This is a genomic window from Nocardia sp. NPDC058705 (genome assembly GCF_042749305.1).
GTDB lineage: Bacteria > Actinomycetota > Actinomycetes > Mycobacteriales > Mycobacteriaceae > Nocardia.
In genome coordinates, this window is record NZ_JBHYRN010000006.1 from 127,541 (window position 1) to 153,493 (window position 25,953).

The 25,953-nt window shown below is 64.8% G+C and carries 31 protein-coding genes; 7 read left to right on the top strand and 24 right to left on the bottom strand.

All coding sequences use genetic code 11. The features are described from left to right. Positions 1 to 3: 3 nt before the first annotated feature. The 4 genes from ACFW6D_RS10940 to ACFW6D_RS10955 all read right to left on the bottom strand — a co-directional run bounded on the left by ACFW6D_RS10940 (position 4) and on the right by ACFW6D_RS10955 (position 3,785). Entirely contained in the window at positions 4 to 522 is a 519-nt protein-coding gene (locus ACFW6D_RS10940; protein ID WP_379327016.1) for a YbaB/EbfC family nucleoid-associated protein, read from the bottom strand. A 2-nt stretch (positions 523 to 524) separates the two neighbouring features. Next, positions 525 to 875 carry a hypothetical protein gene (locus ACFW6D_RS10945; RefSeq protein ID WP_379327018.1) on the bottom strand — a complete coding sequence of 117 codons (351 nt, stop codon included), beginning with the start codon at positions 873 to 875 and terminating at the stop codon, positions 525 to 527. Between the two features lie 154 nt (positions 876 to 1,029). Then, on the bottom strand, positions 1,030 to 1,836 hold the full coding sequence (locus ACFW6D_RS10950; protein WP_379327020.1) for an ESX secretion-associated protein EspG: 807 nt from the start codon (positions 1,834 to 1,836) through the stop codon (positions 1,030 to 1,032). Continuing rightward, a complete protein-coding gene (locus ACFW6D_RS10955) occupies positions 1,833 to 3,785 on the bottom strand; it encodes a hypothetical protein (protein WP_379327022.1) in 1,953 nt (650 codons plus the stop codon). Before ACFW6D_RS10955 ends, ACFW6D_RS10950 begins: the two co-directional genes overlap by 4 nt. Before the next feature lie 298 nt (positions 3,786 to 4,083). Between ACFW6D_RS10955 and ACFW6D_RS10960 the strand changes: the two genes are divergently transcribed. Beyond that, positions 4,084 to 5,583: a hypothetical protein gene (locus tag ACFW6D_RS10960; protein WP_379327024.1), complete on the top strand. Its 1,500-nt coding sequence runs from the start codon at positions 4,084 to 4,086 to the stop codon at positions 5,581 to 5,583. Between the two features lie 44 nt (positions 5,584 to 5,627). Further along, the gene (dtd, locus tag ACFW6D_RS10965; RefSeq protein WP_379327026.1) at positions 5,628 to 6,071 is read left to right on the top strand and encodes a D-aminoacyl-tRNA deacylase; all 444 of its coding nucleotides are present in this window, start codon (positions 5,628 to 5,630) and stop codon (positions 6,069 to 6,071) included. A gap of 3 nt (positions 6,072 to 6,074) precedes the next feature. Here the strand turns inward: dtd and ACFW6D_RS10970 are convergent, their stop codons facing one another. The 14 genes from ACFW6D_RS10970 to ACFW6D_RS11035 form a co-directional block, all read right to left on the bottom strand. Further along, complete coding sequence (locus ACFW6D_RS10970; RefSeq protein ID WP_379327028.1) at positions 6,075 to 7,352, bottom strand: ABC transporter permease; 1,278 nt, start codon at positions 7,350 to 7,352, stop codon at positions 6,075 to 6,077. After that, positions 7,349 to 8,611 carry an ABC transporter permease gene (locus ACFW6D_RS10975; protein WP_379327030.1) on the bottom strand — a complete coding sequence of 421 codons (1,263 nt, stop codon included), beginning with the start codon at positions 8,609 to 8,611 and terminating at the stop codon, positions 7,349 to 7,351. Before ACFW6D_RS10975 ends, ACFW6D_RS10970 begins: the two co-directional genes overlap by 4 nt. An 8-nt stretch (positions 8,612 to 8,619) precedes the next feature. Then, positions 8,620 to 10,131 carry an ABC transporter ATP-binding protein gene (locus ACFW6D_RS10980; RefSeq protein ID WP_379327032.1) on the bottom strand — a complete coding sequence of 504 codons (1,512 nt, stop codon included), beginning with the start codon at positions 10,129 to 10,131 and terminating at the stop codon, positions 8,620 to 8,622. Positions 10,132 to 10,141: 10 nt separating this feature from the next. Next, positions 10,142 to 11,221, bottom strand: a complete 1,080-nt coding sequence (locus ACFW6D_RS10985; protein WP_379327034.1) for a BMP family protein — start codon at positions 11,219 to 11,221, stop codon at positions 10,142 to 10,144. Positions 11,222 to 11,313: 92 nt separating this feature from the next. Next, complete coding sequence (map, locus tag ACFW6D_RS10990) at positions 11,314 to 12,111, bottom strand: type I methionyl aminopeptidase (RefSeq protein WP_379327036.1); 798 nt, start codon at positions 12,109 to 12,111, stop codon at positions 11,314 to 11,316. Positions 12,112 to 12,136: 25 nt separating this feature from the next. Beyond that, complete coding sequence (locus tag ACFW6D_RS10995; protein WP_379327038.1) at positions 12,137 to 12,682, bottom strand: adenylate kinase; 546 nt, start codon at positions 12,680 to 12,682, stop codon at positions 12,137 to 12,139. Next, positions 12,679 to 14,001 (bottom strand): preprotein translocase subunit SecY, encoded by a 1,323-nt coding sequence (secY, locus tag ACFW6D_RS11000; protein ID WP_379327040.1) that lies wholly within the window; start codon positions 13,999 to 14,001, stop codon positions 12,679 to 12,681. The genes ACFW6D_RS10995 and secY overlap by 4 nt, the downstream gene beginning before the upstream one ends. A 165-nt stretch (positions 14,002 to 14,166) precedes the next feature. Continuing rightward, positions 14,167 to 14,610, bottom strand: a complete 444-nt coding sequence (gene rplO, locus ACFW6D_RS11005) for a 50S ribosomal protein L15 (protein ID WP_101464424.1) — start codon at positions 14,608 to 14,610, stop codon at positions 14,167 to 14,169. 2 nt (positions 14,611 to 14,612) lie between these two features. Then, positions 14,613 to 14,792 carry a 50S ribosomal protein L30 gene (gene rpmD, locus ACFW6D_RS11010; RefSeq protein WP_056819257.1) on the bottom strand — a complete coding sequence of 60 codons (180 nt, stop codon included), beginning with the start codon at positions 14,790 to 14,792 and terminating at the stop codon, positions 14,613 to 14,615. A 1-nt stretch (position 14,793) separates the two neighbouring features. Then, positions 14,794 to 15,450: a 30S ribosomal protein S5 gene (gene rpsE, locus ACFW6D_RS11015; protein ID WP_379327042.1), complete on the bottom strand. Its 657-nt coding sequence runs from the start codon at positions 15,448 to 15,450 to the stop codon at positions 14,794 to 14,796. Between the two features lie 31 nt (positions 15,451 to 15,481). Then, a complete protein-coding gene (gene rplR, locus ACFW6D_RS11020; protein WP_378903950.1) occupies positions 15,482 to 15,889 on the bottom strand; it encodes a 50S ribosomal protein L18 in 408 nt (135 codons plus the stop codon). A gap of 2 nt (positions 15,890 to 15,891) precedes the next feature. Then, on the bottom strand, positions 15,892 to 16,431 hold the full coding sequence (gene rplF, locus ACFW6D_RS11025; protein ID WP_379327044.1) for a 50S ribosomal protein L6: 540 nt from the start codon (positions 16,429 to 16,431) through the stop codon (positions 15,892 to 15,894). Between the two features lie 15 nt (positions 16,432 to 16,446). Further along, the gene (gene rpsH, locus ACFW6D_RS11030; RefSeq protein WP_194825885.1) at positions 16,447 to 16,845 is read right to left on the bottom strand and encodes a 30S ribosomal protein S8; all 399 of its coding nucleotides are present in this window, start codon (positions 16,843 to 16,845) and stop codon (positions 16,447 to 16,449) included. Between the two features lie 256 nt (positions 16,846 to 17,101). Continuing rightward, complete coding sequence (locus ACFW6D_RS11035; RefSeq protein WP_379327046.1) at positions 17,102 to 17,830, bottom strand: YoaK family protein; 729 nt, start codon at positions 17,828 to 17,830, stop codon at positions 17,102 to 17,104. Positions 17,831 to 18,494: 664 nt separating this feature from the next. Here ACFW6D_RS11035 and ACFW6D_RS11040 point away from each other — a divergent pair. Then, positions 18,495 to 19,736 (top strand): alpha/beta hydrolase, encoded by a 1,242-nt coding sequence (locus ACFW6D_RS11040; protein ID WP_379327048.1) that lies wholly within the window; start codon positions 18,495 to 18,497, stop codon positions 19,734 to 19,736. On the opposite strand, the gene ACFW6D_RS11045 is transcribed toward ACFW6D_RS11040, so the two are convergent. Continuing rightward, positions 19,729 to 19,941, bottom strand: coding sequence for a hypothetical protein (locus ACFW6D_RS11045; RefSeq protein WP_379327050.1), 213 nt, complete (start codon positions 19,939 to 19,941; stop codon positions 19,729 to 19,731). The genes ACFW6D_RS11040 and ACFW6D_RS11045 overlap by 8 nt on opposite strands. 144 nt (positions 19,942 to 20,085) lie before the next feature. On the opposite strand from ACFW6D_RS11045, the gene ACFW6D_RS11050 reads away from it, so the two are divergent. The 4 genes from ACFW6D_RS11050 (at position 20,086) to ACFW6D_RS11065 (ending at position 22,126) form a co-directional block, all read left to right on the top strand. Next, positions 20,086 to 20,436, top strand: a complete 351-nt coding sequence (locus tag ACFW6D_RS11050; protein WP_379327052.1) for a hypothetical protein — start codon at positions 20,086 to 20,088, stop codon at positions 20,434 to 20,436. 135 nt (positions 20,437 to 20,571) lie between these two features. Next, positions 20,572 to 21,225 carry a Uma2 family endonuclease gene (locus ACFW6D_RS11055; RefSeq protein ID WP_379327054.1) on the top strand — a complete coding sequence of 218 codons (654 nt, stop codon included), beginning with the start codon at positions 20,572 to 20,574 and terminating at the stop codon, positions 21,223 to 21,225. Positions 21,226 to 21,503: 278 nt separating this feature from the next. After that, the gene (locus ACFW6D_RS11060; protein ID WP_379327056.1) at positions 21,504 to 21,728 is read left to right on the top strand and encodes a type II toxin-antitoxin system VapB family antitoxin; all 225 of its coding nucleotides are present in this window, start codon (positions 21,504 to 21,506) and stop codon (positions 21,726 to 21,728) included. After that, entirely contained in the window at positions 21,725 to 22,126 is a 402-nt protein-coding gene (locus tag ACFW6D_RS11065; RefSeq protein ID WP_379327058.1) for a PIN domain nuclease, read from the top strand. The genes ACFW6D_RS11060 and ACFW6D_RS11065 overlap by 4 nt, the downstream gene beginning before the upstream one ends. A 97-nt stretch (positions 22,127 to 22,223) precedes the next feature. Here the strand turns inward: ACFW6D_RS11065 and ACFW6D_RS11070 are convergent, their stop codons facing one another. The 5 genes from ACFW6D_RS11070 to ACFW6D_RS11090 form a co-directional block, all read right to left on the bottom strand. Further along, entirely contained in the window at positions 22,224 to 22,409 is a 186-nt protein-coding gene (locus ACFW6D_RS11070; protein ID WP_056818387.1) for a type Z 30S ribosomal protein S14, read from the bottom strand. A gap of 4 nt (positions 22,410 to 22,413) precedes the next feature. Next, positions 22,414 to 22,977 (bottom strand): 50S ribosomal protein L5, encoded by a 564-nt coding sequence (gene rplE / locus ACFW6D_RS11075; protein ID WP_056818389.1) that lies wholly within the window; start codon positions 22,975 to 22,977, stop codon positions 22,414 to 22,416. Position 22,978: 1 nt separating this feature from the next. Further along, positions 22,979 to 23,296 (bottom strand): 50S ribosomal protein L24, encoded by a 318-nt coding sequence (gene rplX / locus ACFW6D_RS11080; protein WP_056818391.1) that lies wholly within the window; start codon positions 23,294 to 23,296, stop codon positions 22,979 to 22,981. 2 nt (positions 23,297 to 23,298) lie between these two features. Continuing rightward, the gene (rplN, locus tag ACFW6D_RS11085; protein WP_056818394.1) at positions 23,299 to 23,667 is read right to left on the bottom strand and encodes a 50S ribosomal protein L14; all 369 of its coding nucleotides are present in this window, start codon (positions 23,665 to 23,667) and stop codon (positions 23,299 to 23,301) included. A gap of 282 nt (positions 23,668 to 23,949) precedes the next feature. Beyond that, positions 23,950 to 25,803: an ABC transporter ATP-binding protein/permease gene (locus tag ACFW6D_RS11090; RefSeq protein WP_379327060.1), complete on the bottom strand. Its 1,854-nt coding sequence runs from the start codon at positions 25,801 to 25,803 to the stop codon at positions 23,950 to 23,952. Between the last annotated feature and the right edge of the window lie 150 nt (positions 25,804 to 25,953).

Genomic DNA, 25,953 nt, shown 5'->3' on the forward strand with positions numbered 1-25,953 from the left:
GTGTCACCAACTGGAATCGGTGACTCCCCTGCCCTGACCCTCCGCGGCACCCGGCACGACATCGTCGAACACCATCGACCTGGTGCCGTCTTCGGCAGTGGTGCGGAACCGGCGCTCCTCGGCGCCGGGCGGCGCGGTCGAGACCACGGGCAACGGTGCGATCGCGCCGGTCAGATCGGGCACACCCTCGACCAGATCGGACAACTTCGGCATCCGCGCCCGCGTCTCCCGCATCGGTTCCAGCAACTCCTGCCCACGCGCGGCGACCTCGGCCGCCGCCTTCTGCGCGGCTTCGGTGATCGCGGTGGCGATCTCGCTGTAGCTGAGGTCGGCGATATCGGTGGCGAACTTGGTTTCGATCACCGTGCCGTCGGCGTTCACCGACACGGTCACCCGCTTACGCACCGTGACGGTCGCCGTGAGTTCGGCCCGTTCCTGTTGCACGCGAGCGATATTGCGCAATTGCTGTTGCACGCCGTCGAGGATGTTCTCCATGTCGGCGCGTGCCTGTTCGTTCGACACGATCAGCGCCTGCCGCCGTTGCCGCCGCCGCTGCTCCCGCCCCCATAGTTGCGCTCACCTTCGAGGTCCATGTCGCGCAAGTGGTCGGCGCCCTTGCTCTGCGCCTTGGAGTAGCTGTCCATGGTCTCCGCGCTGTTCGCGGCGCTCTGCATCAGACCCTCGCGCCCGGCGAAGTAGCCGTTCTCGCCATCGGTGAACTGCTTGCCGGTGGTGTCGCCGCCCCACGGCGCGCCGCGCCCGTCGAGCGAAGTCTGCAGACCGTTGAGCACCGCGCTGATCGCGTCCCGCACATCCCCGGTCCGCCCCGCGGCCTTGCGCAACTGGCTCTCGGTAACCTTCACCTTGTCAGCCATGGTCCGACCTCGCCTTCTACTCTCGGCGGAGGTGTGCTCCGCGACAGCCACTTTCGACACTAACCCACAGCGTCGCATCCGGTCCGGACGCGAACATTTCCACCAGGTGAACGAAAGTTACCCTCCGCCTTACGCATCGACACCATGCCGATGTCTACGGCACCATCTCCCAGTGCGTTTCGACGCGATCGACAATCTTGTCGATGGTGGCGTCGAGCGTTGCCGTCATGCGGCGCGCATCCATTCCGACAGCGACCGGGTTCGCGGCCGGGTGCGCGATGACATACCGACCGTCGTCGGGCAGATCACGCCAGATCATCAGTTCTTGCTGCCGACCTTGCGGCCCGAATTTGGAAATACCCTGCTCGATGATGATCAGGCCGGTACGCGTGGCCTGCTGCGCCCAGAACTGGTCCGCCCGAGACACCGTCGAAGTGTCCTCGGAGTCGAAGACCGACACCATCGACATCGAGTCCATGCCGTTGTTCGCCTCGCGCACCGGCTCGAGCTGAATCGGGATGTCGGACTGCGACCCCGCCTGCACCTGCGGCAGCATGCCGACGAGCACCTCGGCGATTCCCCGTGCACCGCAATCGATCACGGTATATCCACCGCTGTGCTCTCTGGTCTCGCCCGGCGTCTGCACGACCACATAGCCGTGCATACCGGTACGGCCCGCACGCGCCCGAATCCACAGTTTCGGGTCGGCGGGGTCGGCATCACACCAGGCCCGTGAGCGGAATCGGATCTCCGATCGCGCCAGCACAGCGATCACGTCCCACATCACCGGGTCGAGTTCTTCGCGAAGTCGCTCCCAGGTGAGATAGGTCGCACGCGCGTACTCCTCGGCCGACGATGTCCTGGCGAGGTAGGTGAGCGGGCGCGGGATTCGCTCGCGGTGCGCGATCCGCTCCCACATCACGCTGAATTCGATATCGGTGAACGACCATTGCTTCGTCATGCCTCCACCGCCGGATTCGCCCGCTGGATCGAATCGGCGAAACCAGCGTCACCGTCGACGGGGATCTCGGTCTGGCGGACCAACGGTTCGTGATCCGCGGACGGACCGGCCGCCACACTGGGAACGCCACTGTGCCACGCGGAATCATCCGCAGCGGACGGTAGCCCCGCCGAGGGCGCGGCGGCGGGCGTGGACTCGGCGCCGAAGTCCGACGGCATCAGCTGGTCCATGCCGGGAATCGAGGCGCGCGGAAACAACCGTGAGCCCTGGCTGGTGTTGCTCTGTGCCGCGCTGTCGGTCGCACCATCGGCCGGCGCCTCCGGCGGCGTCGGTGTCGAGATGCCGAGCATCTCGGCCAGCGGCGCGAGCTCGGGATGAGCGGCGATCACCTGCGCGACGTCGGGGAACTGACCGACCAGCGCCTGCAGATCGGGCGCGGCGGTGGCACTCGCCTGCGTCTGCAACTGCTGCAGCGCTTCGACCAGCGTGGGCACGCTCTGGCTGACCTGGGTGATCGCGGAGGAGATCGCACTGATCAAACTGCTGATCATCTCGGTGCCGGTGCCAGCGTCGGACGCCTGCGATCCCTGCTGAGATCCCGTCGATCCGCCGCTTCCGGCCCCTGTTCCAGCTCCCGTGCCGGTTCCGCCGCTCCCGGTGCCTTTCGAGCCACCAGCACCCGCGCCCGCACCGTTGGACCCCGTCCCCGTCGCCGCGCCGCTGGCGTGTTCTGCGGCACGCTGGGCTGCGGCACGTTGCGCCTCCGATTGGGCCGCGCGCACTGCCTCGTCCGATGCTGCCGACGGGTCAGCCAGACGCCCCGCCGCATCGACCTTCGCCTGGCCCGCCGCCGTGTCCGCAGCGCTCGGCCCACCGCCTGACCCACCGCCGGAAGCACCGTGGCCGGACCCGCCGCCGGCGGAACCTCCGCCATTACCTCCGCCGCCGTTGCCACCACCGTTGTTCCCGCCACCGCCTTTGCCGTCGGCCGGGTTGTCGGGCAGCTTGCCCGGATCGATGACTTTCCCCGGTACCGGCGGCTCGCCGAAAGCAGGAAAAACCTTGTCCGTGGATTCCATTCCCACGAAATAGGTTTCCTTGTACTGCTGCTGCTGCTCGGGGGTTTGATCACAGAATTGGTGGTCTTTTTCGCAGCACGTACGCAGCAGGTCCTTGGCGCGCCATAGCCATTCGGAACAGAACAGGAGATTCTCTTTGACATAGCCGATCTGTTTGATCAGCGCCTGCAGGTCCTCTCCGTACGATTGCACCGCCGCGAGAGCCGAGTCCGCACCTCGACTCTGCCACGTGTCGCGAGTCAATTTCTCGATGGCTTCCTCGAAGGCGATCTTCTGGGTACCGAGATCGGTGGCAACCTCTCCCCAGATCAGGCTGACATCCCACGGCGGGTCCGGCTTGATCGAATTGCTCAAATGGTGAAGCGCGGCGAAGTTGAGGCTCTTCGGCTCCTCGGGGGACACACTGCCCGGATCCCAGCCCTTGTCGCCCGGCTGCGGTTTGGGCACGTTCAGCGATTGACCCTCGGGCTTTTCGAAATCCTTCTTCTTCACCTCGAACGACGGTTTACCGCCGCTGGGGATCTTGAAGTTCTCGAGAGCTTTCAGATCGGCCGCGGAACCTTCGTCGGTGTTCTTGTAGGCAAGGCCGGCGTTCTTGAACAAGTCAGCGAGATCGGTGAGCGTCTTCTCGTGTTTGCCGAGCGTCTGCGCGAAGTCGTGTGCCTTGTCGTTGAAACGTTTGACCATCTTGTCGCCGGAGTCGAGGTTGCCGAAGGTGTCGTCCTTCATTTTCATCGAGCCCTCGGCGCTCTGATACCGGCGCAGCGCCTCGATCAGGTTCGCGCACGCACTCGCACACGCGATGGCGACATCTGGATCGACCTTGACCTTCCCTTTTGTAGCAAGACCGGCCCAGTTGTCATCACCCATGTGCCTTCTCCTAACCCCGTACCGGTTCCGCCGCCGTCGCGCGAAACACAGTATGCAGAACCGGTTACGAGCGCATGGCCGTCGAGTGAAACCCTACCGGCGCAACCGATTCCATGCCTGTGGCCGATGCCGAGCGCACCCGTGCCCCATCTATGGCAGACTCGACCGAAGCATCAAGGCCGCCCGGCGGTCGGCACGAACAACTGATGGGGCCCAGATTGACGTCACAAGCGAGCAGCTCCCAGCCAACGGGGGTACGTCATCCGGGCCAGGCACTGACGTCACAGAGGAACTGCTCATGACCGACCTGAGCGACCTCGAGCGGCGCGTAGCAGCCAACCGCGCCAACACCCGCAGCCAGCACGCCGACGACTATCTGCGCCTGGCCGGTTCCCTCACCGAATTCGCGCAAAGCCTGCTCGCCACCCGTGATGACCCGTCGGGTCGCGATCGCACCGCCGAGGCGTTGGAGCCCGCGCAGGAAGCGGTGGCGATCCGGCTGCACTGGCTGGTCGAGGGCTTCGTCTCCTATGAGTACGCGGGTGCGTTGCAGGATGCGTTGCGGTTGTTCGAGCAGGCGACGCGGCTGGTCGGGCATCGCCAGCTCGCGACCAACACCATTCGCAGCGCCTGTTCGGCGTATCGGCAGGTCGCGCAGGACTATCCCGACGTTTCGGCCATGTGTGCCGACGGGTTGTCCAAGTGCGGCGTGTGGTTGATGCGGCTCGATCACGACGCGGCGGTGGCGGCGAGTGAGTCGGCGGTGCGGATTCGCGCGGGGATGTACGCGCGCACGTCCGAGCAGCCGGGCAAGTACCTGGCGAGCCTGAGCAGCCTGCTGCGCACTCTGATGGTGGGCCGGTCGCGCAAACAGGCCATCGCGAGCTATCGCACGTTGTATGCCGAAGTGACCACGACCGCGAGTACCGCGAAACTGCGCGAAACCCGGGTCGAGGAACTGGATCTCACGGTCAAGGCCAGGCAGGCACTGGTGAAGCTGGGGGCGCATACGCTGGAACGCGCGGGGCGACTCACCCAGCAGCAGATCCTGTACCAGTCGGGTGGCGACCTGGCCACGATCGACGAGATCAACTGGCGGCTGGCCCTGGTCGGCCTCAAACCCCTTGCCGCAGGGGCGATGCCGGAGCCGCCGTCGCGACCGGTGGAGATCTCGGCGACCTACGGTGCGATCGCCGTGCGCTGTTCGGCACCGGACGGGCTGGCCCAGGTGCGCGCCGCCATCGTCGCCGCCTACGCCCAGGACGGCGCGGAGCCCGTGGACGCGGGCCGCTTCGCCGGTGTGCACGACAAGCACTGGGGCGTCAAAGATCCCAAGACGAACCTCGACACCGAACTCGGCGCGGACGTCGTGCTGGTCGAAAAGGTCTCGGGCAGCTGGATTTCGGTGAAGAGCCTCAACTGGGAGATCGGCGCACTCGGCAAACACCCTCTTGCCGTTGCCCTTTCGGCGAAGTGGCCGGTACTCACCGTCGCCACGATCGAGAAGATCTCCTACGAACTGTGCCTCTACGACAACGGCGTCGCCACCCAGTACGCCGCCCTCGGCCGACCCGCCGGACAAGCACCGCTCGACACCCCGCTGGCACCCCTGGATTTCGCGACACTGGCCGACTACGGCGCCGACTACGCCTCCGAAACCCAGGTCAGAGCCGCCTTCGGCAACGCCGAAATGTTCGCCAAGGTCACCGAACTCCCCGGCGCGGGCATCCGCCAAGCCGCCGAGAAGGCCCCCCTCACCGACTACGGCCCGAACATCCTGTTCTTCGGGAAGAACTGACCCGACCGACAGGAAAGCACAGTCGCCCGGCATGATCGGAGACTGTGCGAGTACTGCTGCAGCGTGTGACCACCGCCCAGGTGAGTGTCGACGGCGAGGTCGTCGGGCGCATCGACCCGGCGGCAACAGGGGCCCCGCATGGCCTGCTGGCCCTGGTCGGCGCCACCCACACCGACACCGACGCCATCGCGAAAGCTCTGGCCGACAAGGCCTACCGCCTGCGCATCCTCGACGGCGAACGCTCCGCCGCCGACCTCGGCGCCCCCATCCTGGTCGTCAGCCAGTTCACCCTCTACGCCAACACCAACAAAGGCCGTCGCCCCGCCTGGAACGCCGCCGCCCCCGGCAACATCGCCGAACCCCTGGTGGACACGTTCGCCGAAACCCTGCGTGAACTCGGCGCCACAGTCGCCACCGGCAAATTCGGCGCCCACATGCACGTCGAACTCACCAACGACGGCCCGGTGACAGTCCTGCTCGAAAGCTGAACGCTACTTGTCCCCCGGCCGATACGGAATGCCGTCGGCAGCGGGTGCGACTGCCTTTCCGATGAACCCGGCCACCACGACCAGCGTCACCACGTACGGCAGCATCCCCAGGAATTCGGTCGGGATCGGGTTGCCTGGCATGGTGTTGAGAAACCGTTCCAGTGCGCTGGAGAAGCCGAACAGCAGGGCCGCGAGCAGGGCGCCGATCGGCTTCCAGCGGCCGACGATCATCACCGCGAGGGCGACGAAGCCGAGGGCGGCGGTCATGTTCTTGCTGAAGGCCACGTTGTTGGCGATGGTGAAGAACGCACCGCCGAAGCCCGAGAGAGCGCCGGCGAAGGTGACGTTCCAGAAGCGCAGGCGGTTCACATCGATGCCTGCGGCGTCGGCGGCGGCGGGGTGTTCGCCGACGGCGCGGGTGCGCAGGCCCCAGCGGGTGTGGAACAGCAGGTAGGACAGGCCGAATACGCAGGCAAGGGCGACGTAGACGAACAGGTTCTGGTCGAACAGCACCGGACCGAAGATCGGGATGTCGGTCAGGAAGCCGAGGCCGATATCGTGGAGGAACTCGCCGATCCGCGGCACCGTGCTCGGCCGGTTGAGCGAATGATCCATGCGCATGAGACGTTCGAACAGGAATCCGGTGAGCCCGAGCGCGAGCAGGTTCAAGATCACGCCGGTGACGAGCTGGTTGACCTCGAAACGGGTCGCCAGCCAGGCCAGCAGCAACGTCGACAGCATGCCGCTGAGCACTGCGGCGAGGATGCCGACGTAGGGATTATCGGCGATCGAGGCGAACAGCACCGCGGTGAACGCGCCCGCCAGGAACTGCCCTTCGATACCGAGGTTGATCACGCCCGAACGTTCACAGACCACGCCCGACAGAGCACCGAAGATGAACGGCAGCGCCAGGAACAGCGTCGATGCCAGCACGAACTCCACCGGGAACCCGACGCCGGGCGTCACCACCCACGACAGCACCGCGATCACCAACGCCGCCACCGCGACGCCGACGATCACCCCGTGCGCGCGCGGAGAAAGCTCCCGAGCCAACAGCGCGAGACCGAGCAGCGCCGTAAGCACACCGAGGGTCGCGACGATCGAGAGAGTGGGCAGTGTCCAACTGCTCTCGACGGTCTGATCCAACCGGAATGTGGTGGTCCGACCGTCCGCGATGAACACCAGCCCGAGCACACTGAGACCCAGACCGAGCACGACCAGCACCACCCCGGCCGCACTGTGCCGGGTGGTTTCGACCGGCGACGCGATAGCGGTACTCACCAGCCCCTCGCTTCCAGAGCGTTGAGCCCACCACGCGGCGTTCGCAGGTGCAGCAGGGTTTTCACCAACGCGGGTGCGGCGACGAACAGCACGATCACGGCCTGCAGCAAGGTCGACATCTCGACCGGAATAGCGGGCTGCATGTGCAAGGTGCCCGATTTCAGCGCACCGAACAGCAGCGCCGCGGCGACGATCCCGCCCGGATGCGCCCGCCCGAGCAGCGCCACGGTGATCCCGTCGAACCCGAACTCCGCGACCGTGCCGGGATTGACCGTGTACGGGTTCAGCCCGAGCACCAGCGCGGCCCCGCCGAGCCCGGCCAGCGCGCCCGACACCCCCATCGTGGTCACCCAGGTCCGCCCGATGTCGATGCCCGCGGTCTCGGCCGCGTGGTTGTTGGCGCCGACCGCGCGAATCCGGTACCCGAAGGTGGATTTACTGAGCAGCCACCAGATTCCGGCGGCCAGCGCGAGCGCGATCAGCAACCCCACGCTCACCCGCAACCCCGACCCTGCCCAGCCGAGCAGCCGCGGCAGCCGCCCCGAGACGTCTACCTGTTTGGAGACCAGTTCCTGCGAGGTCGTCGAGTGGATGAACGTGGTCCCCAACGCCCAGATCAGAAAATACGTGGCGATATTGTTCAACATGATCGACGAGATGACCTCGTGCGCACCAGTTTTCGCCTTCAGTACACCGGGAACCGCGCCGAGCAATCCACCGGCCAGCGCACCGGCGAGCAGTGCCAGCGGCACATGCAGCAGCGGCGGAAGATCGAGCGCGAACCCCACGATCACCCCGCCGAGCATCCCGAGGATGAACTGCCCGTGCCCGCCGATATTGAACAGTCCGGCCTGGAAGGCCAGGCCGACGGCAAGTCCGGTGAAGATCAGCGGGGTCGCGTAGGTGAGCGTCTCCGAGATCGGCCGCAGCACCTGGGCGAGGGTGGCGTCGCCGTCGAAATACTGTTGGAGGCGGCCGAAGTCGATGATGGCGCCTTCGAACATGTCGCGATATCCCGTGCTCACCGCCTGCCACGAGAAGCTCAGCGCGTCGGACGGTTTGCGGAAGAAGTAGCCCCAGGCGCCTCGCACCGACGCATCGGAGAAGATGATCAGCAGGGCGCCGATGGCGAAGGCCAGCAGCAACGAATAGATCGTCACCATCACGCTGTTGGCCTCGGTCAGGTACCCGATGAAGGTGCGGCCGACGTCCCGTTTGGGTTTACGCGCGCCGGGCGATTCGATAGTCGTACTCGGCATGGATGTCCTCAGCTCGCGGGGTCTGTGGGACGGTGGCCTGCCATCAGCTGACCGATGATCTCGCGCGGCGTATCCGGGTCGAGGACGCCAACGATCTGCCCGTTGTGGATCACCGCGATGCGGTCGGACAGGGCCAGGATCTCGTCCAGCTCGGCGGAGATGAGCAGGACCGCGGTACCCGAATCACGTTCGGCGACCAGGCGACGGTGAATGAACTCGATGGCACCGACATCCACGCCTCGGGTGGGTTGCGCGGCCACCAGAACCGAACGCGGCCTGGAGAATTCGCGCGCGATCACCACCTTCTGCTGATTACCGCCCGACAGCGCCGACACCAACTCGCCGGGCCCTCTGGTGCGGATGTCGAAGTCGGCGATAGCCTTGTCTGCCAGGGTCTTCACCGCCGCGGTATCGACAACGCCCCGATGCGACAGCGGCTTGTCGCGGTACTGATTGAGCACGAGGTTCTCGGCCACGGTGAAATCGGCGGCCAGCCCGTCGCGACCACGATCCTCCGGAATGTAACCCAGCCCGGCGACGATCCGCCGGTACGGATCCCACCCGGTCACCGGCACACCACCCATCTCGACCGAACCCCCATCCGGCGTGACGGTCCCGAGCACCGCCCTGGCCAGCTCGGTTTGCCCGTTGCCCTCCACCCCGGCCAGCCCGACGATCTCACCCGAGCGCACCTGCAGGTTCAGCCCGTCGAGCATCGGCGTCCCCCGCTCACCGAGCACCGTCAGATCCTTGACGTCCAGGGCCACCGCACCCGGCTGCGCAGGCGGCCGATCCACCGTCAACACCACAGACCTGCCGACCATCGCCGCCGCCAGCTCCGCCTCGGTATCAGACGGTGACGCCTGCGCCACCACCTTCCCGCGCCGCAGCACCGTGATCGAGTCCGCGATGGCCTTCACCTCTTTGAGCTTGTGGCTGATGAAGATCACCGACATCCCCGAAGCCGTGAGGTTGCGAACGATCCCCAGCAGCTCAGCGACTTCGGGCGGGGTGAGCACCGCGGTCGGTTCGTCCAGGATCAGCAGATCGGTCCTACCCGACAGCGCCTTCACGATCTCCACGCGCTGCTGCACCCCGACCGGCAGCTCCGCGCAGATCGCGTCCGGGTCGAGTGCAAGACCGTACCGCTGTGAAACCTCGAGCACCGCCTGCCGCGCGGTCTCCCGATCCAGACTCCCCCGCTTCACATGTTCGCGCCCCAATTGCACATTGTCGGCGACACTGAACGGCCCGACCAGCTTGAAATGCTGATGCACCATGCCGATTCCGGCCGCGATGGCATCGCTGGGCGAGCGCAGCCGCACCGGCTCACCGTCGATCAGGATCTGACCGCTGGTCGGTTCGAGGATGCCGTACAGCATGTTCATCAGCGTCGACTTGCCCGCGCCGTTCTCCCCGAGGATCGCGTGCACCTGCCCCGGCTCGACGATCAGGTCGATGCTGTCATCGGCGAGAAAGGAGCCGAATGCCTTGGTCAATCCCTGTACTTCGAGTCGCATGAGGAGTCCTCTACAGCTTCGGGGCGGCCGGGGAGTCGATCACGATCTTGCCGTCGACGATGTCGCGTCGCAGGGCGGTGAGCTCCTGTTTCAGCGGCTCGGGCACCTTCGCGTCGAAGTCGTGGAACGGCGCGAGACCGACCCCGTCATTGCTCAAGGTGCCCACGTACCGGCCGTCCTTGACACCCCCGCTGTAGGCATTGTCGATCGCCACGCGCACCGCGGCGGCGATGTCCTTCATCGACGACGACAGCATGATGTCCCTGTATTCCGAAACCGCAAGGTAGCCATCGGAATCCACCCAGATCATCGACACATTCGACGCGTCCTGCACCGCCGAAGCCCCACCCATCCCGACCGGACCGGCGACCGGGTGGATCACATCGGCGCCCTGGGCGATGAAGTTCTCGGTGAGCGAGCGACCCGCGCTCGTATCGTCGAAGTTGCCGGTGAACGAGCCGTTCTGGTCACCCACATTCCAGCCGAGCACCTCGACCTTGCTCCCGTGCGCCGCGTTGTAGCCGACCACCCCCGCGGCGAATCCGTCCATGAAGATGGTCACCGCCGGAATCTGCATCCCACCCCAGGTGGCGACGCGACCGGTCTTGGACATTCCCGCCGCGAGATAGCCTGCGAGATAAGAGGATTGGGCCGCGTTGAACTCCATCGAGTACACATTGGCCGAGTCGATGTGCGCGTCGATGATCGCGAAACGCTGGTCGGGGTATTCCGAGGCGACCTGCGCCACCGCCTCCGCCATCAGGCCGCCGACACCGATCACCAGATCGCAGTCGTCATCGGCCGAGGCGCGCAGGTTGGGTTCGTAGTCGGCGGAACTGTTGGACTGGCGGTAGGAACCGTAGACGCCGGGGTTGGCGTCGATCGCGGCCTTCACCCCGTTCCAGCCGGATTCGTTGAACGATTTGTCGTCCACGCCGCCCGCATCGGTGACCATGCAGGTCTCGAAACCCGCGTTGGCGGTGCCGTAGGTGTTGCCCGACCCCGCGTAGCGCGCATTCGGCGGTGGCTCGGCGCAGGCAGCGAGCAGCGCCGTGCAAGCGCAGACGATCAACGCGATGCGAGATCTCATTACTCAGGAATACAGGACCACACCGACAACCAGCCGGATTGGCGGGCTCACCCCGCCGACGAGTCGGGCTACTCCGGGCGCAGAAACTCGAGCTACTCCGGGCGCAGGGTCAGAATGCGCGGACCGTCTTCGGTGACGGCGACGCTGTGCTCCCAGTGCGCGGCGCGCGAACCGTCGGTGGTCACCACGGTCCAGTCGTCGTCGAGAGTCTTGGTGTCGGTGGTGCCGAGGGTGAGCATCGGCTCGATCGCCAACACCGACCCCACCACCAGGCGCGGGCCCTTACCGGGCGCGCCTTCGTTGGGCAGGAACGGATCCATGTGCATCTCGCGGCCGATGGCGTGGCCACCGTAACCGTCGACGATGCCGTACTTGCGGCCGTGCAACTGCTCGGCCGCGCGCGTACCCAATTCGATGGCGTGCGAGACGTCGGTGAGCCGGTTGTCCGGCCGCATCGCCGCGATGCCCGCTTCCATCGAGAGCTTGGTCGCCTCGCTCAGCAGGTTGTCGGCCTCGATGATGTTGCCGATGCCGAACGTCCACGCCGAGTCGCCGTGCCAGCCGTCGAGGATGGCACCGCAGTCGATGGACACGAGATCGCCCTCGGTGAGAATGTCACTCGCCGAGGGGATCCCGTGGACCACACGGTCGTTGACCGAAGAACAGATCGAGCCGGGGAAGCCGTGATAACCCTTGAACGACGGGACACCGCCCGCGTCGCGGATCGTCGCCTCGGCGACCTGGTCGAGCTCCAGCGTCGAGACGCCGGGCTTGGCCGCCGCGCGCACGGCGACCAGCGTCCGTCCGACGATCGCGCCGGCTGCCGCCATGGCATCCAGCTCGCCCGCCGAACGGAACGGCACGACCTTCTTCTTACGGTTGAAGACCATCCGGCCTCAGTACTCCGATCGGTGATTACTGACCGAGCGCCTTGAGCGCCCGTGCGTTGACTTCGTCGACCTCGCCGATACCGTCGACGGTCACGACCAGGCCGTCGTAGTACTCGAGCAGCGGCTCGGTCTCCTCACGGTAGACCCGCAGCCGGTTGCGGATGACGTCCTCGGTGTCGTCGGCGCGCCCACGGGCGAGCATCCGCTCGACCACGGTGTCCTCGGCGACCACGAAGCACAGCACGGCGTCGAGCTCGGTGCCGTGGTGCTCGAGGATCTTCTTCAGCGCATCGGCCTGATCGACCGTGCGCGGGTAACCGTCGAGCACGAAACCGTTCGCGGCATCCGGCTCGGCCACGCGGGCCTCGACCATCCGGTTGGTCACGTCGCTGGGGACGAGGTCGCCCGCGTCCATGTACTTCTGTGCCTCGCGACCGAGGGCGGTCTGCTGGCTGATGTTCGCGCGGAAGAGGTCTCCGGTGGAGATGTGCGGAACGCCCAGCTTCTCTGACAGCAGGACGGCCTGAGTACCTTTGCCGGCACCCGGCGGACCGAGCAGAACAACTCTCACTTGAGGAACCCTTCGTAATTTCGATTCATCAGCTGGCTCTCGATCTGCTTGACCGTGTCGAGACCCACGCTGACCATGATGAGCACCGCGGCACCGCCGAAGGCCATGTTCGCCGACTGGCCGGTGCTGCCCGCGCCGAGGAACAAGCTCGGGAGCACGGTCACCGCACCGAGGTAGATCGAGCCGGGCAGGGTGATGCGACTCAGAACATAATTCAGGTAGTCGGCGGTCGGCTTGCCCGGACGATAGCCCGGAATGAAGCCACCGAACTTCTTCATCTCGTCGGCGCGTTCCTCCGGGTTGAAGGTGATCGCGACGTAGAAGTAGGTGAAGAACACGATCAAGCCGAAGTAGATCGCGATGTAGACCGGATTGGTCGGGTCGACCAGATACGTCTGGATGATCTTCTGCCACCAACTCGGGTCCGTCGTGGTGCTCGAGTTGGTGAGCTGCGCGACCAGGTTGGGCAGATACAGCAGCGAGGACGCGAAGATCACCGGGATGACACCGGCCTGGTTGACCTTCAACGGCAGGTACGTCGAAGAACCGCCGTACATCTTGCGACCGACCACGCGCTTGGCGTACTGCACCGGGATCCGGCGCTGACCCTGTTCGACGAAGATCACGGCCACGATGATCGCCAGCACGGCGACGCACACCAGACCGAAGACCAGGCCACCACGGGTGTCGAGGATGGCCTTGCCGTCGAGCGGAATACGGGCGGCGATACCGGCAAAGATGAGCAGCGACATGCCGTTACCGACACCGCGCTCGGTGATCTGCTCGCCGAACCACATGACCAAGCAGGCACCCGCGGTCATCACCAGCACGATGATGACCATGCCGAAGATGCTGGTGTCTTCGAGGATGTCCTCCTGGCAGCCCTGCAATAGCTGACCACGCGCGGCGAGCGCGACGAGGCCGGTGGCCTGCAGGATCGCCAACGCGACCGACAGATACCTGGTGTACTGCGTCATCTTGGTCTGGCCGGATTGGCCTTCCTTGCGCAGTTCCTCGAACCGCGGGATGACGACGGTCAGCAGCTGGATGATGATGCTCGCCGTGATGTACGGCATGATGCCGATCGCGAACACCGAAAGTTGAAGTAGCGCACCACCGGAGAACAGGTTGATGAGCTGGTAGATACCGGCGGAATCGCCACCGGAGACCAGCTTCACGCACTCCTGGACGTTCTGGTAGTTGACGCCGGGGGACGGCAACGCGGCACCCAACCGGTACAGCGCGATCAACCCCAGCGTGAAGAGAATCTTCCGCCGTAAGTCCGGAGTCCGGAAGGCCGATACGAAGGCGGAAAGCACAAATCCTCCTGGCGAACGACATGGTCATGCCATGCGACTGAACCACTGGACAGCATGTGGAATCGTCAGCCGATGACGAGCTTGGCAGACAACACTTGGAACTCTAACAGTGACACCGGACGAGCTCGCGACTCGTCCGGTGTCAGCTGTTAACTAACAGTACCGTCAGGCCAGTTCGGTGACAGTGCCACCGGCTGCGGTGATCTTCTCCTTGGCGGAGCCGGTCACCTTGTCGGCGGTCACCTGGATGGCGACACCGATCTCGCCGTCGCCGAGAACCTTGACGAGCTCGTTCTTGCGAACGGCGCCGGCCTCGACGAGTTCTGCCTTGCCGATGACGCCGCCCTGGGGGAACAGCTCGGCGATGCGACCAACGTTGACGACCTGGTACTCGACCCGGAAGCGGTTGGTGAAGCCGCGAAGCTTCGGCAGACGCATGTGCAGCGGCATCTGGCCACCCTCGAACGCCGCGGGGACGTTCTTGCGTGCCTTGGTGCCCTTGGTACCGCGACCGGCGGTCTTACCCTTGGAACCCTCACCGCGACCCACACGGGTCTTCTCGGTCTTGGAGCCAGGGGCGGGACGCAGGTGGTGCAATTTGATGGTCATGTCTAGACCTCCTCAACTGTTACGAGGTGGCGCACGACGTTGATCAGACCGCGGTTCTGAGCGTTGTCCTCACGAACCACCGACTGGCGGATCTTCCGCAGACCAAGCGTCCGCAGGCTGTCGCGCTGGTTCGACTTGGCACCGATCGTGCTCTTGATCTGAGTTACCTTGAGATCAGCCATGTCAGGCTCCCTGTCCCGCACGCGCACGCAGCATGCCCGCCGGAGCGACATCCTCGATCGGCAGACCGCGACGAGCGGCAACCTCTTCGGGACGCTGCAGCATCTTGAGCGCGGCCACCGTCGCGTGAACGACGTTGATCGCGTTGTCGCTACCGAGCGACTTCGACAGAATGTCGTGGATACCGGCACATTCGAGCACGGCACGGCACGCACCACCGGCGATCACACCGGTACCGGGCGAAGCCGGACGCAGCATGACCACACCGGCCGCCGCCTCACCCTGAACCGGGTGGACGATGGTCGAGCCGATCATCGGGACGCGGAAGAAGCTCTTGCGAGCCTCCTCGACACCCTTCTGGATGGCCGCGGGAACTTCCTTGGCCTTGCCGTAGCCGACGCCGACCAGACCGTTGCCGTCACCGACGATCACGAGGGCGGTGAAGCTGAAGCGACGACCACCCTTCACGACCTTGGAGACGCGGTTGATCGCGACGACGCGCTCGAGCTGGTTCTTCTCGGCAGCGTTGCCGCCACGGTCGTTACCACCGCGACGATCGCCACCGCCACGCCGGTTGCCCTCAGGGCCACCGGCGTTGCTGTTGTTGTTGTTCGGTCCGGCGGGTCCGCCGCCGCCATCGCGCCGCTGACGTCCCGGCATCAGACGTTCCCTTCGTTCGCAAATTCAGTCATCAGAACTTCAGCCCACCTTCACGAGCGGCATCAGCCAGCGCCGCGATACGGCCGTGGTAGTCGTGACCACCACGGTCGAACACGACCGCCTCGATACCGGCAGCCTTGGCACGCTCGGCGATCAGCTGACCGACCTTCGCGCCCTTGGCGGACTTGTCACCTTCGAGCGCGCGCACGTCGGCTTCGATCGAGGAGGCGGCGGCAATGGTGCGGCCCACCGAATCGTCGATCAGCTGAGCGTGCAGGTGGCGCGCGGAGCGGTTGACCACCAGGCGCGGACGCACGGTGGTGCCTTCGACCTTCTTGCGAAGACGGAAGTGACGACGGGTCTTGGACAGACGACGCTTCGTGGAAGCGTCCTTGCCCAGCGGAATCCGCTTCGCCTTCTGGTTAGCAGTTTGCGCCATGATCACTTACCCGTCTTTCCGACCTTGCGGCGAACGACCTCGCCGGCGTAGCGGATGCCCTTGCCCTTGTACGGGTCGGGCTTACGCAGTCCGTGGATGACAGCGGAGATCTGACCGACCGCCTGCTTGTCGATCCCGGACACCGAGAACTTGGTGGGCGATTCCACCGCGAAGGTGATGCCTGCCGGGGCCGTGATCGGCACCGGGTGGCTGTAACCGAGGGCGAACTCGAGGTTCGAACCCTTGGCCTGAACGCGGTAACCGACGCCGAAGATTTCCATCTTCTTCTCGTAGCCCTTGGTGACACCCTCGATCATGTTGGCGATCAGGGTGCGGGAAAGGCCGTGCAGCGAACGGTTCGCGCGCTCGTCGTTGGGACGAGCGACCTCGAGCTCATTGCCTTCACCCTTGGTGACGACGATGGGCTCGGCCACGGTGTGCGAGAGGGTGCCCTTGGGCCCCTTGACCGTGACAACCTGGCCGTCGATTGCGACATCGACGCCGGCCGGAATCTCGATGGGCTTCTTACCAATACGCGACATTAGTCCTGACCTCCCTTACCAGACGTAGGCGAGGACTTCGCCCCCGACGCCCTGCTTGGATGCCTGACGGTCGGTGAGCAGACCGGTCGACGTGGAAATGATCGCCACGCCGAGGCCGCCGAGGACCTTGGGCAGGTTGGTGGACTTCGCGTACACACGCAGACCCGGCTTCGAGACGCGACGCAGGCCCTGCAGGCTGCGCTCACGGCTGGGGCCGTACTTCAGATCGACGACGATGGCCTTGCCAACGGTCGCGTCTTCGGTGCGGTAATCGGCGATGTAGCCCTCACGCTTGAGGATCTCGGCGATGTTCACCTTGATCTTCGAGTGGGGAGCCTTCACCTGATCGTGGTACGCCGAGTTGGCGTTGCGCAGACGCGTCAAGAAGTCTGCGATCGGATCAGTCATGGTCATGGTTAGACCTCGACACCTTTCTCGCTGCGGTTCCCATGCAACATCTCCGGCACGCATACGCGCAGGTGACCGTGGGCCTACAACAATTCGGCTGGTCCGGTCGGCACTTACCGACCGGATGAGTTCTCTTGCGAGCTCTCGGCGCCTGGGGGTCCACTCACGCTGAACGTGGAGCGGACACAGATCTGCCCAGGCAACCGCTCTAGTGTAGGCAATCCCGTGGTCAGGACAAAACCCGGGGGTACGGCGACCTTCGTCACGCGGCGGTGTGATCGGCCCCGGTGGACCGGTAGGTGATCAGGATGGCCGACGCCGAGACGCCCGTGGCGACGATCAGCATCATCTCACCGCCGACGACCATGCTCATCAGGCCACCGAGCAGGGCGCCGAGCGCGAAGGCGCCGTATTGCAGGCCGTAGCCGAGCCAATCGCGCGAACTGCCGCCGCTGACATGGCTTTCGATGCCCTGGCTCAGTTTCACGACCGTTCCGGTGGCGTAGCTCAGCGGCACACTGACCTCGCCGTTCTTGACGAAGGCGGTGTTGAGCGCGCCCACCGCGAAGGCGACGAACGCGATCGGGATGAAACCGACCTCCTGGCCGCCGGTCTGGTCGAGGGCGTAGTCGACGACCGCGGCCACCGCGAGCGCCACGGTGGTCACCACGGACGCGCCGTAGTGCCCGCTGCGCCACAGCCGCCGTCGCAGCATCGAGGCCACGAACACACCGAGGCCGAACGAGAAAAGCAAGGTAATAGCACCGATGGCCAGCAGATGATCGTTGTCGAACCAGCCGAGAACGGCACGCTCGGTATTACCGGTCATAAATGTCACGAAATACCCGGCGGAATGTGTATAAGCGGCCGCGCCGATAAATCCGGCCAGAATCGAAAGAAAGGCGACCATCGGCATCGCGCCCGCCGGAATCCCGCGCAGGGGCGGCCGGTGGGCCAGGTCACGGGTTCTGCTCTCTGTGGTCAGGGTCACAAACTCACATCCTCTGCATTCACTCGGCAAGGGATCGACACTGACGCCCATCTACATGCTGCATTGTCACGCAACGACCTCGACTGTAGCGACGAAACAAATTGCCGACCAGCATTGAGATCACACTCTCGGAAAATACACAGGATTATCAGATGCGGGTAATATTGCGGTAACCGAACAATTTGCAATTAATTCCGAACAATGGACCGCGTGACCTGCGACGATGCCGTGACAGAACGCGCTGCCAGCTCGAATTGTGTTCGATCACAACGACTTTGCGCTCATAAGCCGTGCTCACGAGTGTGGTAGTTTCGCGAGGTTCGTCGGATCTGCGCAGGAGGCTCGGCCGTTGTTTTCCCACCGTGCGTACCGCCGGGGCTCGGCCGTTCTGCTCGCCGCACTGCTCGGGATCGGCGCGCTCGTCGCACCCGCGCAGGCCGATCCGTACGTCGACCGACCAGCTCGCCGATGGCGCCGCCACCCCCACGCTGGCCTGGGAGGCCTGTGCGGACGGGTTCGAATGCGCGCTGGCCGAGGTGCCGATGGACTACAACAGCCCGCGAGCCGCACAGATCGATCTGGCCGTCATCAAGTTGCCCGCCGCCGATCCCGCACGGCGCATCGGCTCGTTGTTCGTCAACTTCGGTGGCCCGGCCCATCTGGGGTGGATCGACTCCGCGAACGGGCCCGCTGGCCGTGGCTGTTCTCCGACGAACTGCGCGCCCGCTTCGACCTCGTCTCCTGGGATCCGCGTTCGGTCTCCCGCAGCGCGGGCACACAGTGCTTCACCAGTCCGGCCGAGCAGGCGAGCTACCTCGGATCGTTCCCAGGAACGCCCACCGACCCGAACGACGAACCGGCGTTCTTCGCCGCGTCCGCCGACATCGCCGACCGTTGCGCGCGCAACGCGGGCCCGATCCTGCACCACGCCTCCACCGCAAATACCGCCCGCGACCTGGATCTCCTGCGCCGTGCGGTCGGCGACGAAGCCCTGACCTTCCACGGCATCTCCTACGGCACCCAGGTCGGCGCGGTCTACGCCAATATGTTCCCCGGCCGGGTCCGCGCGATGGCGTTCGACGGTTCGCTCGACTTCGAGGGCAATGTCAACGGCCACGGCGCCGACGGCGTGAACCTGCCCCTCGACACCCGCCAGGGCGTCGCCGCGGGGATCGCCGAAACCTTCGACACCTTCCTGCGTGACTGCTCCGCCGCGGGTCCACGCTGCGCGTTCGCCGCCGGTGATCCGAAACTCAAGTGGATCGCCGTGGCTGAACGCGCCCGCCTCGCCCCGATCACCATCGACGGCACCCCATGGACCTTCTCCCAGGTGGTGAGCGCCGCGGGCAGCCTCTCCCGCCCCGAAACCTATCCCGACCTGGCGATCCTTCTGCAGAACCTGTTCGACTCGGCGACAGTTCTGCCGACGCGGACCCCCGATGCGCTCTTCTCCAGCGAGCACCCCGCCAACCGCGTCGAAGCGTTCTACACCATCCAGTGCTCCGACAGCACCGTCCCGCGCGACCCCGCCGTCTACAGCCGGGTGGCAGCCACCGAGGACCTCCAGTCCCGCTACTTCGGCCGCACCGCGGTCTTCAACGCCACTCCCTGCGCCTTCTGGCAGGCCGAGGACCTGGACCGCTACACCGGCCCATGGAACCGCGAAACCGCCGCCCCGATCCTCGTCCTCAACAGTCGTTACGACCCCGCCACTCCACTGCGCGGCGCCAAAGCCGGTGCGGCCCAACTCAACCGAGCCCAGGTAGTAGTCATCGAAGGCGCGGGCCACAGCTCCATGTACGTCCAGAGCACCTGCGCCGAACACCTCAAACGCGACTACCTGTTCACAGCCCAGCTACCACCGGCCGGCATCAGCTGCGGAATCGACCGCTCCCCGTTCAGCTGAACATGCACAGCAGATCGTAGAGCGGCGGCTTCTCCACACTGCCCGTAGCGAACAGAACCCCCGCCAGCGGCGAGCAGATCAGCGAGGTCTCCGAAGACCCCGACCCACCCCCGGACCCGGAATCGGCAATGGGGGCTGCGGATGCGGCAGCGGGCGCACTGAGCAGTGCAACGGAAAGGACAGCAACTGTGGCGAACTTCTTCATGCGCCCAAAGAACACACCGACCGCCCCCAATGGAGTGAAATGTAAACATTTCATCCAAATTCCGTGATATCCCACAAATCACGCAGGCACGAACTACCCCGCAGGAGCTAGCCTTTCAAGACACGAATCACGAGGGGGAAGCACATGACCTACGACGATTGCGGATGGCATTCGGACTCGACGTCGGAGCTGGGACTCGACAGAGAAGCAGGAGCCACGCACATCGGAATCTTCTACGCGTGGGCAGTCGCCAACGACTTGCACTCGCCGACGGTGCCCATCTGGGGCGAACCAGAGGAAAAGCCCCGACCGGAGCTGGTCGCGTTGTTCAACCGCACCAAAACACCCGGCCGCTACCTGCTCGACCACTGCTGCGGCGAACTGAACCTCGCTGACCTCAACCCCCGCGGCCGAGCGTTCGCCGACGCCGCCTACCGCCCCTATCTGCGCTCCTACGACTACGTCCCCGAAATAGCCCGTACGTCCCCGAAATAGCCCGCCACGAAACCATTTACCACGCACCCGATACCTGGGAAACCTACGAGGCCGTCGCACCACTACTCGACGAGGCCTGGACGGAATGGACTCGCCACCACGAACACTGACCGCCCCCGCGCCTATCATCGAGCCATGACGAACGCGCATCCCCAGCGCCCCGACCTGCCCGAATACATGACCTGGGAAGAACTCGAGCAACTCCCCGAGGAAATCGCCTCGTGCATCGAGCTGTGGGAGGGGCGCGTGGTCTGGGCGCGGCGTGGACCGGGAGAACATCAAGAAGCCAGCAACCTGCTGTGGAGCGCTCTCCGCCGAGATGCCAAGCGCGCGATGACCAACGAGCCCGAGCACTGCTGGCAGGTTCGCACCGAGACGAACGTCTTCTTCGGCCAGCACGGCAAATCCGATTTCGTGACTCCGGATTTCATGATCCATCGATGCCTGGACAAGGCGTACGCGCACGTTCGCGCCGACGATGCACTCCTGGTCGGCGAGGTTCTCTCACCGTCGAACACCGCCGCCGAAATGGAAGCCAAAAGGGCCAGATACGCAGGTGCGGGTATTCCGTGGTACTGGGAAGTGACCTTGCATCCGCGGCGCAGTGAGATCGCGTATGCGCAGGCATACGGCCTGGCATCCGGCACCGGGACCTTGCCCGAGGGCGTGTCACCGCTCCGCAAGGCCAACTATCTCCTGGTCGGCGCGTGGTCGCCGGCCAACTCCACCGAGATCACCATCGCCTACCCGTTCCCGATCAACATCCCGTGGTCGGAGTTGACGCTGTGACCACCCGCCACTGGCGATATTCGGATCGTCGGCGAGTTCGTCATCCACCATCGCGCGTCGAGGTCACGACGTAGTTCGTCCGCATCCAGTGCCGGAATTCCGACGAAGGATCGCTGGGCGTTCGCGGTCGAGACGGACCGGCTTCGACGGATCGGAGTCACGTCAGCCAGGTAGTCAGCGATCTGCCGAAGGCACGGCCACCGCCTTGGAGATCCGTTCCTTCGGCCGAGCCAGGTTGGATATACTATTTGAAATTTAGATATCAACCGGAGGTTAAGATGGCACGGACAGTGGTCGATCTCGATGACGCCGCGCTCGCCGAGGCGGCTCGATACCTGGGAACAACGACCAAGAAGGACACCGTCAACGCCGCGTTGCGCGAGATCATCGATCGCCGCCGCCGCGCTGAGGCGATCGCCCGGATGCGGGCGATGGTAGCCAGTGGCGAGATCGACCTTCCCGAAACTGAACCTGCACGCCCAGGTCATGAGTCGGCGGCGTGACCGAACGATTCCTCGCCGACACCACCGCCCTGGTGCGATTCTTTCGAGGCCAGACCGGTGCGCAATGGGATCAGCTGGCCAGTTCCGGTCTGCTGGGGATCTGCGAACCTGTTCGCCAAGAGTACCTGCGCGCAACCGGGGGGCGTCCCGCTTACTACGAGGCAGCTGGTCTGCTTCACGAGATCTTTCCCTACTTCGCGATGCCCGATTCCTGCTGGGAGGATTCCGCGCAACTGCAGGATCGCCTCGCCGAGAAGGGCTGGCATCAGTGCGCGGGCCCGGTTGATCTGCTCGTCGCGGTTACCGCCGCACACCACAAATTGACTGTGCTGCACGCGGATTCGGACTATGAGACCATCGCCCGCCTCACCGGGCAGCCCGTTCAGTGCATCGACTGAAGTCACGACAAACGCAGCAAGGCACGGACCCTTTACTGAGAGTCCGTGCCTTGCTTCGATATTCGCCTAGACGGCAGCGCTCACGAGGAGCGCGAGCTCACCAGGAGCTCTTGTGCACGCCAGGGAGCTCACCGCGGTGCGCCATTTCGCGGACGCAGATACGGCACAGGCCGAACTTGCGGTAGACCGCGTGCGGGCGACCGCAACGCTGGCAGCGGGTGTAGGCGCGAACCGCGAACTTCGGCTTCGCCTCGGCCTTGATGCGCAGTGCTTTCTTAGCCATGTGCTCAGTTCTCCTTGAACGGGAAGCCGAGGTGCTTCAGCAGCGCGCGGCCTTCTTCGTTGTTGGTCGCCGTGGTGACAACCGTGATGTCCATACCGCGCGGGCGGTCGATGGAATCCACGTCGATCTCGTGGAACATCGACTGCTCGCTGAGGCCGAACGTGTAGTTGCCGTTGCCGTCGAACTGCTTCGGCGACAGGCCGCGGAAGTCGCGGATACGGGGCAGCGCGATGGACACGAGACGGTCCAGGAACTCCCACATCCGGTCGCCACGAAGGGTGACCTTCGCGCCGATCGGCATGCCCTCACGCAGCTTGAACTGCGCGATGGACTTGGTGGCCTTGCGGATCTCGGGCTTCTGGCCGGTGATCAGCTCGAGGTCCTTGACGGCACCGTTGATCAGCTTCGCGTCACGGGCGGCGTCGCCGACACCCATGTTCACGACGACCTTGACGACGCCGGGGATCTGCATCACGTTGGCGTACTCGAACTCGCCGTTCAGCGCGTCCTTGATCTCGGCGCGGTAGCGCGCCTTCAGCCGGGGCTGAGTCTGCTCAGAGGTGGTCATGTCAGATGTCCTTCCCGTTTTTACGGGAGATCCGGACGCGCTTGCCGGACTCTTCGTCGGTGCGGTAGCCGACGCGAGTCGGGTTACCGTCGGAGTCGACGACCATCACGTTGGAAACCTGGATGGGGGCTTCCTGGGTGACGATGCCACCCGAGGACGCGCCACGCTGGTTCGCGGAATCCGCGACGTGCTTCTTGATGCGGTTCACGCCTTCGACGAGAACCTTGCCGGTCGCCGGGAAAGCCTGAATGACCTTGCCCTTGGCGCCCTTGTCCTTGCCCGAAATGACGAGCACGGTGTCACCCTTGTGCACCTTCATAGTCAGAGCACCTCCGGGGCCAGCGAAACGATCTTCATGAAGCGCTTGTCACGCAGCTCGCGGCCGACCGGGCCGAAGATGCGGGTGCCACGAGGATCGTTGTCCGGCTTGATCAGCACGGCAGCGTTCTCGTCGAACTTGATGTAGGAACCGTCCGGACGACGACGCTCCTTGGTCGTGCGAACGACGACAGCCTTGACGACGTCGCCCTTCTTCACGTTGGCGCCGGGGATGGCGTCCTTCACGGTGGCGACAATGATGTCACCGATACCGGCATAGCGACGCGACGAGCCACCGAGCACGCGGATGCAAAGGATTTCCTTCGCCCCGGTGTTGTCGGCGACGCGCAGTCGCGACTCCTGCTGAATCAACTTCAGCACCTCCTGGACCTGGATGTATACGTACGCCGGATTGCCGACCCGACGCACATGGTCAGTTGCCCACCGGACGCGCGCCTGCCAGCGGAAATACCTTCCACTGGGGGTTCACTGCCGGATTGCGAGGGCATAGCTCCCGCAGGCAACCGTTCTAGTGTAGGTGACCCCGCTGGTCGACCCAAACCGGGGTCAGAAGTCGCCGATCTCGTACTCGACTTGCAGTGACTGGTCCAACGAAATCGGCCGGCTGCCCGAGTGTGGAAGCCGGCCGATTCCTTACTTCTGGAGCGATACCGGTCCGAGTTGCCAGGCACCGTCACCGTCGAGGGTGAGCATCTGGGTGTGGTGCTGGTCGACGGTGCTGCGGTGGGCCACCGAGACGACGATGGTGTCCGGAGCCTCGGTGCGGATCAGCTTGTAGAGGGAGTACTCCAAGCCCTCGTCGACGGCGGAGGTTGCCTCGTCGAGGAAGACCACCTTGGGCCGGACCAGCAGGATGCGGGCGAAGGCCAGGCGCTGCTGCTCACCCGGGGACAGGATCTTCGCCCAGTCGTCCTCTTCGTCGAGGCGGTCGACGAGGTGGCCGAGGTGAACCTTGCCGAGGACCTCGCGCAGGGTGTCGTCGCTGACGTCCTCGGACTTGGCCGGGTATTCGACCGCAGTCCGCAGATCACCGAGCGGAAGGTAGGGCAGCTGGGACAAGAACAGCGTCTCGGCCCCCGCGGGGCGGCCGATCTCGCCGTCGCTGTACGGCCACATCTGCGCGAGCGCGCGCAGCAACGTGGTCTTTCCGCTACCCGAGGCGCCCTTGACGACCAATGCGTCACTGGGGACGAGCCGCAGATTCAGATCATCTATGAGCACTTCACCGTCGGGCTTGCGGACGTCGACCTTGTCGAGGCGCACGGCGTCATCCAGGTCGACGGCGGCGAGCTTGGGGAGGTCACGGGATTCCTTGCTGGCGAGCAGCAATCCATCGAGACGGATCAGGGAGGCCCGATACTCGGCGAAGTCGTCGTAGGACTCGCGGAAGAACGACAGAGAGTCCTGAATCTCCCGGAATGCCGTGGCCGTCTGATTCATTCCACCCAGGGTGATCGAGCCGCTGAAGAAGCGCGGCGCCTGAATGAGATACGGGAAGAGATAGGCGGATTGGCTGACGACGAAGTTCCAGCCCGTGAACTTGATGTACCGGTAGATGTAGGTCCACTGGACCCGGATCACCTCGGCGAATCGGCTGAGCAGATTGGTCCGTTCGACGCGCTGCCCCCGGTAGAACGCGATGCTCTCCGCCGCGTCACGCACCCGCACAAGCGCGTAGCGGAAATCGGCGGTGGTCCGCTCCTTCAGGAAGTTGATCCGGATCAGCGGGTGACCGATCCAGAAGGCGATCACGGTGGAAACCAGGACATAGGTGAGCACGATGACCAGCGCAGCTCGGGGAATGGTGACGCCGAGGATCGTCATCGGCCCCGACAGATCCCACAGGACCTTGGTGAAGGACACGACCGAGACGACGGCCGTCACCGCGCCGAGCGCCAGTGCGCGGGACTGTGCGGTGAATGTGTCGGTGTCGGCCTGGATTCGCTGGTCGGGGTTGTCGATCGTGTTGTCGATGAACCGAGCCCGATAGAAGGCGCGGCCTTCCATCCAGTCGCCGGTGACGCGCTCGGTCAACCACACCCGCCAGCGGATGTCGAAGGCGAGCTTGGCGTACAGGTACACCAACTCTTTGACCGTCCAGATGGAGATCAACAGGGTGAACAGCTTCGCCGAGTTCCAAAACCCGGTTTTCGCGTCCGACAGGGATGCGTCGTCACCGGAGTTCAAAGCGGATGCGGCGAGCTGGAACGAGGCGAACATGTCGTTGCCCCAGTAGCTGAGCAGCACGCTCAATCGAACAGTCAGCATGGCCATGAACAACAATGCCGCGATGAAAAGCCAAGTGCGCCAAGCTCCGGGCCCACGGAAGTAATCACCGCTGACATACCAGAACTGGCGACCCCACTTCGTCAGCCGGAGCAGCAGTGCGGCGATCACCACGAATACCACTGCGGTGATGAGGAAGGCGATCCCGAGCCACTTCAGGCTCTCGAACCACTCGACGCTCCAGTCTCTAGACGTCTCCACGCACGCATCCCATCCGAAGAAGGCCGAAATTCGGCGCAGTCTAACCCGCCGAACACGTCTTCGCCGGTCGCCGCGAGCGGGGTGCGGTGGCCACGGCTCGGCCCATCGATTGACCAACCCGAAACGACGTAGGTTAGCCTAGGCTGACTT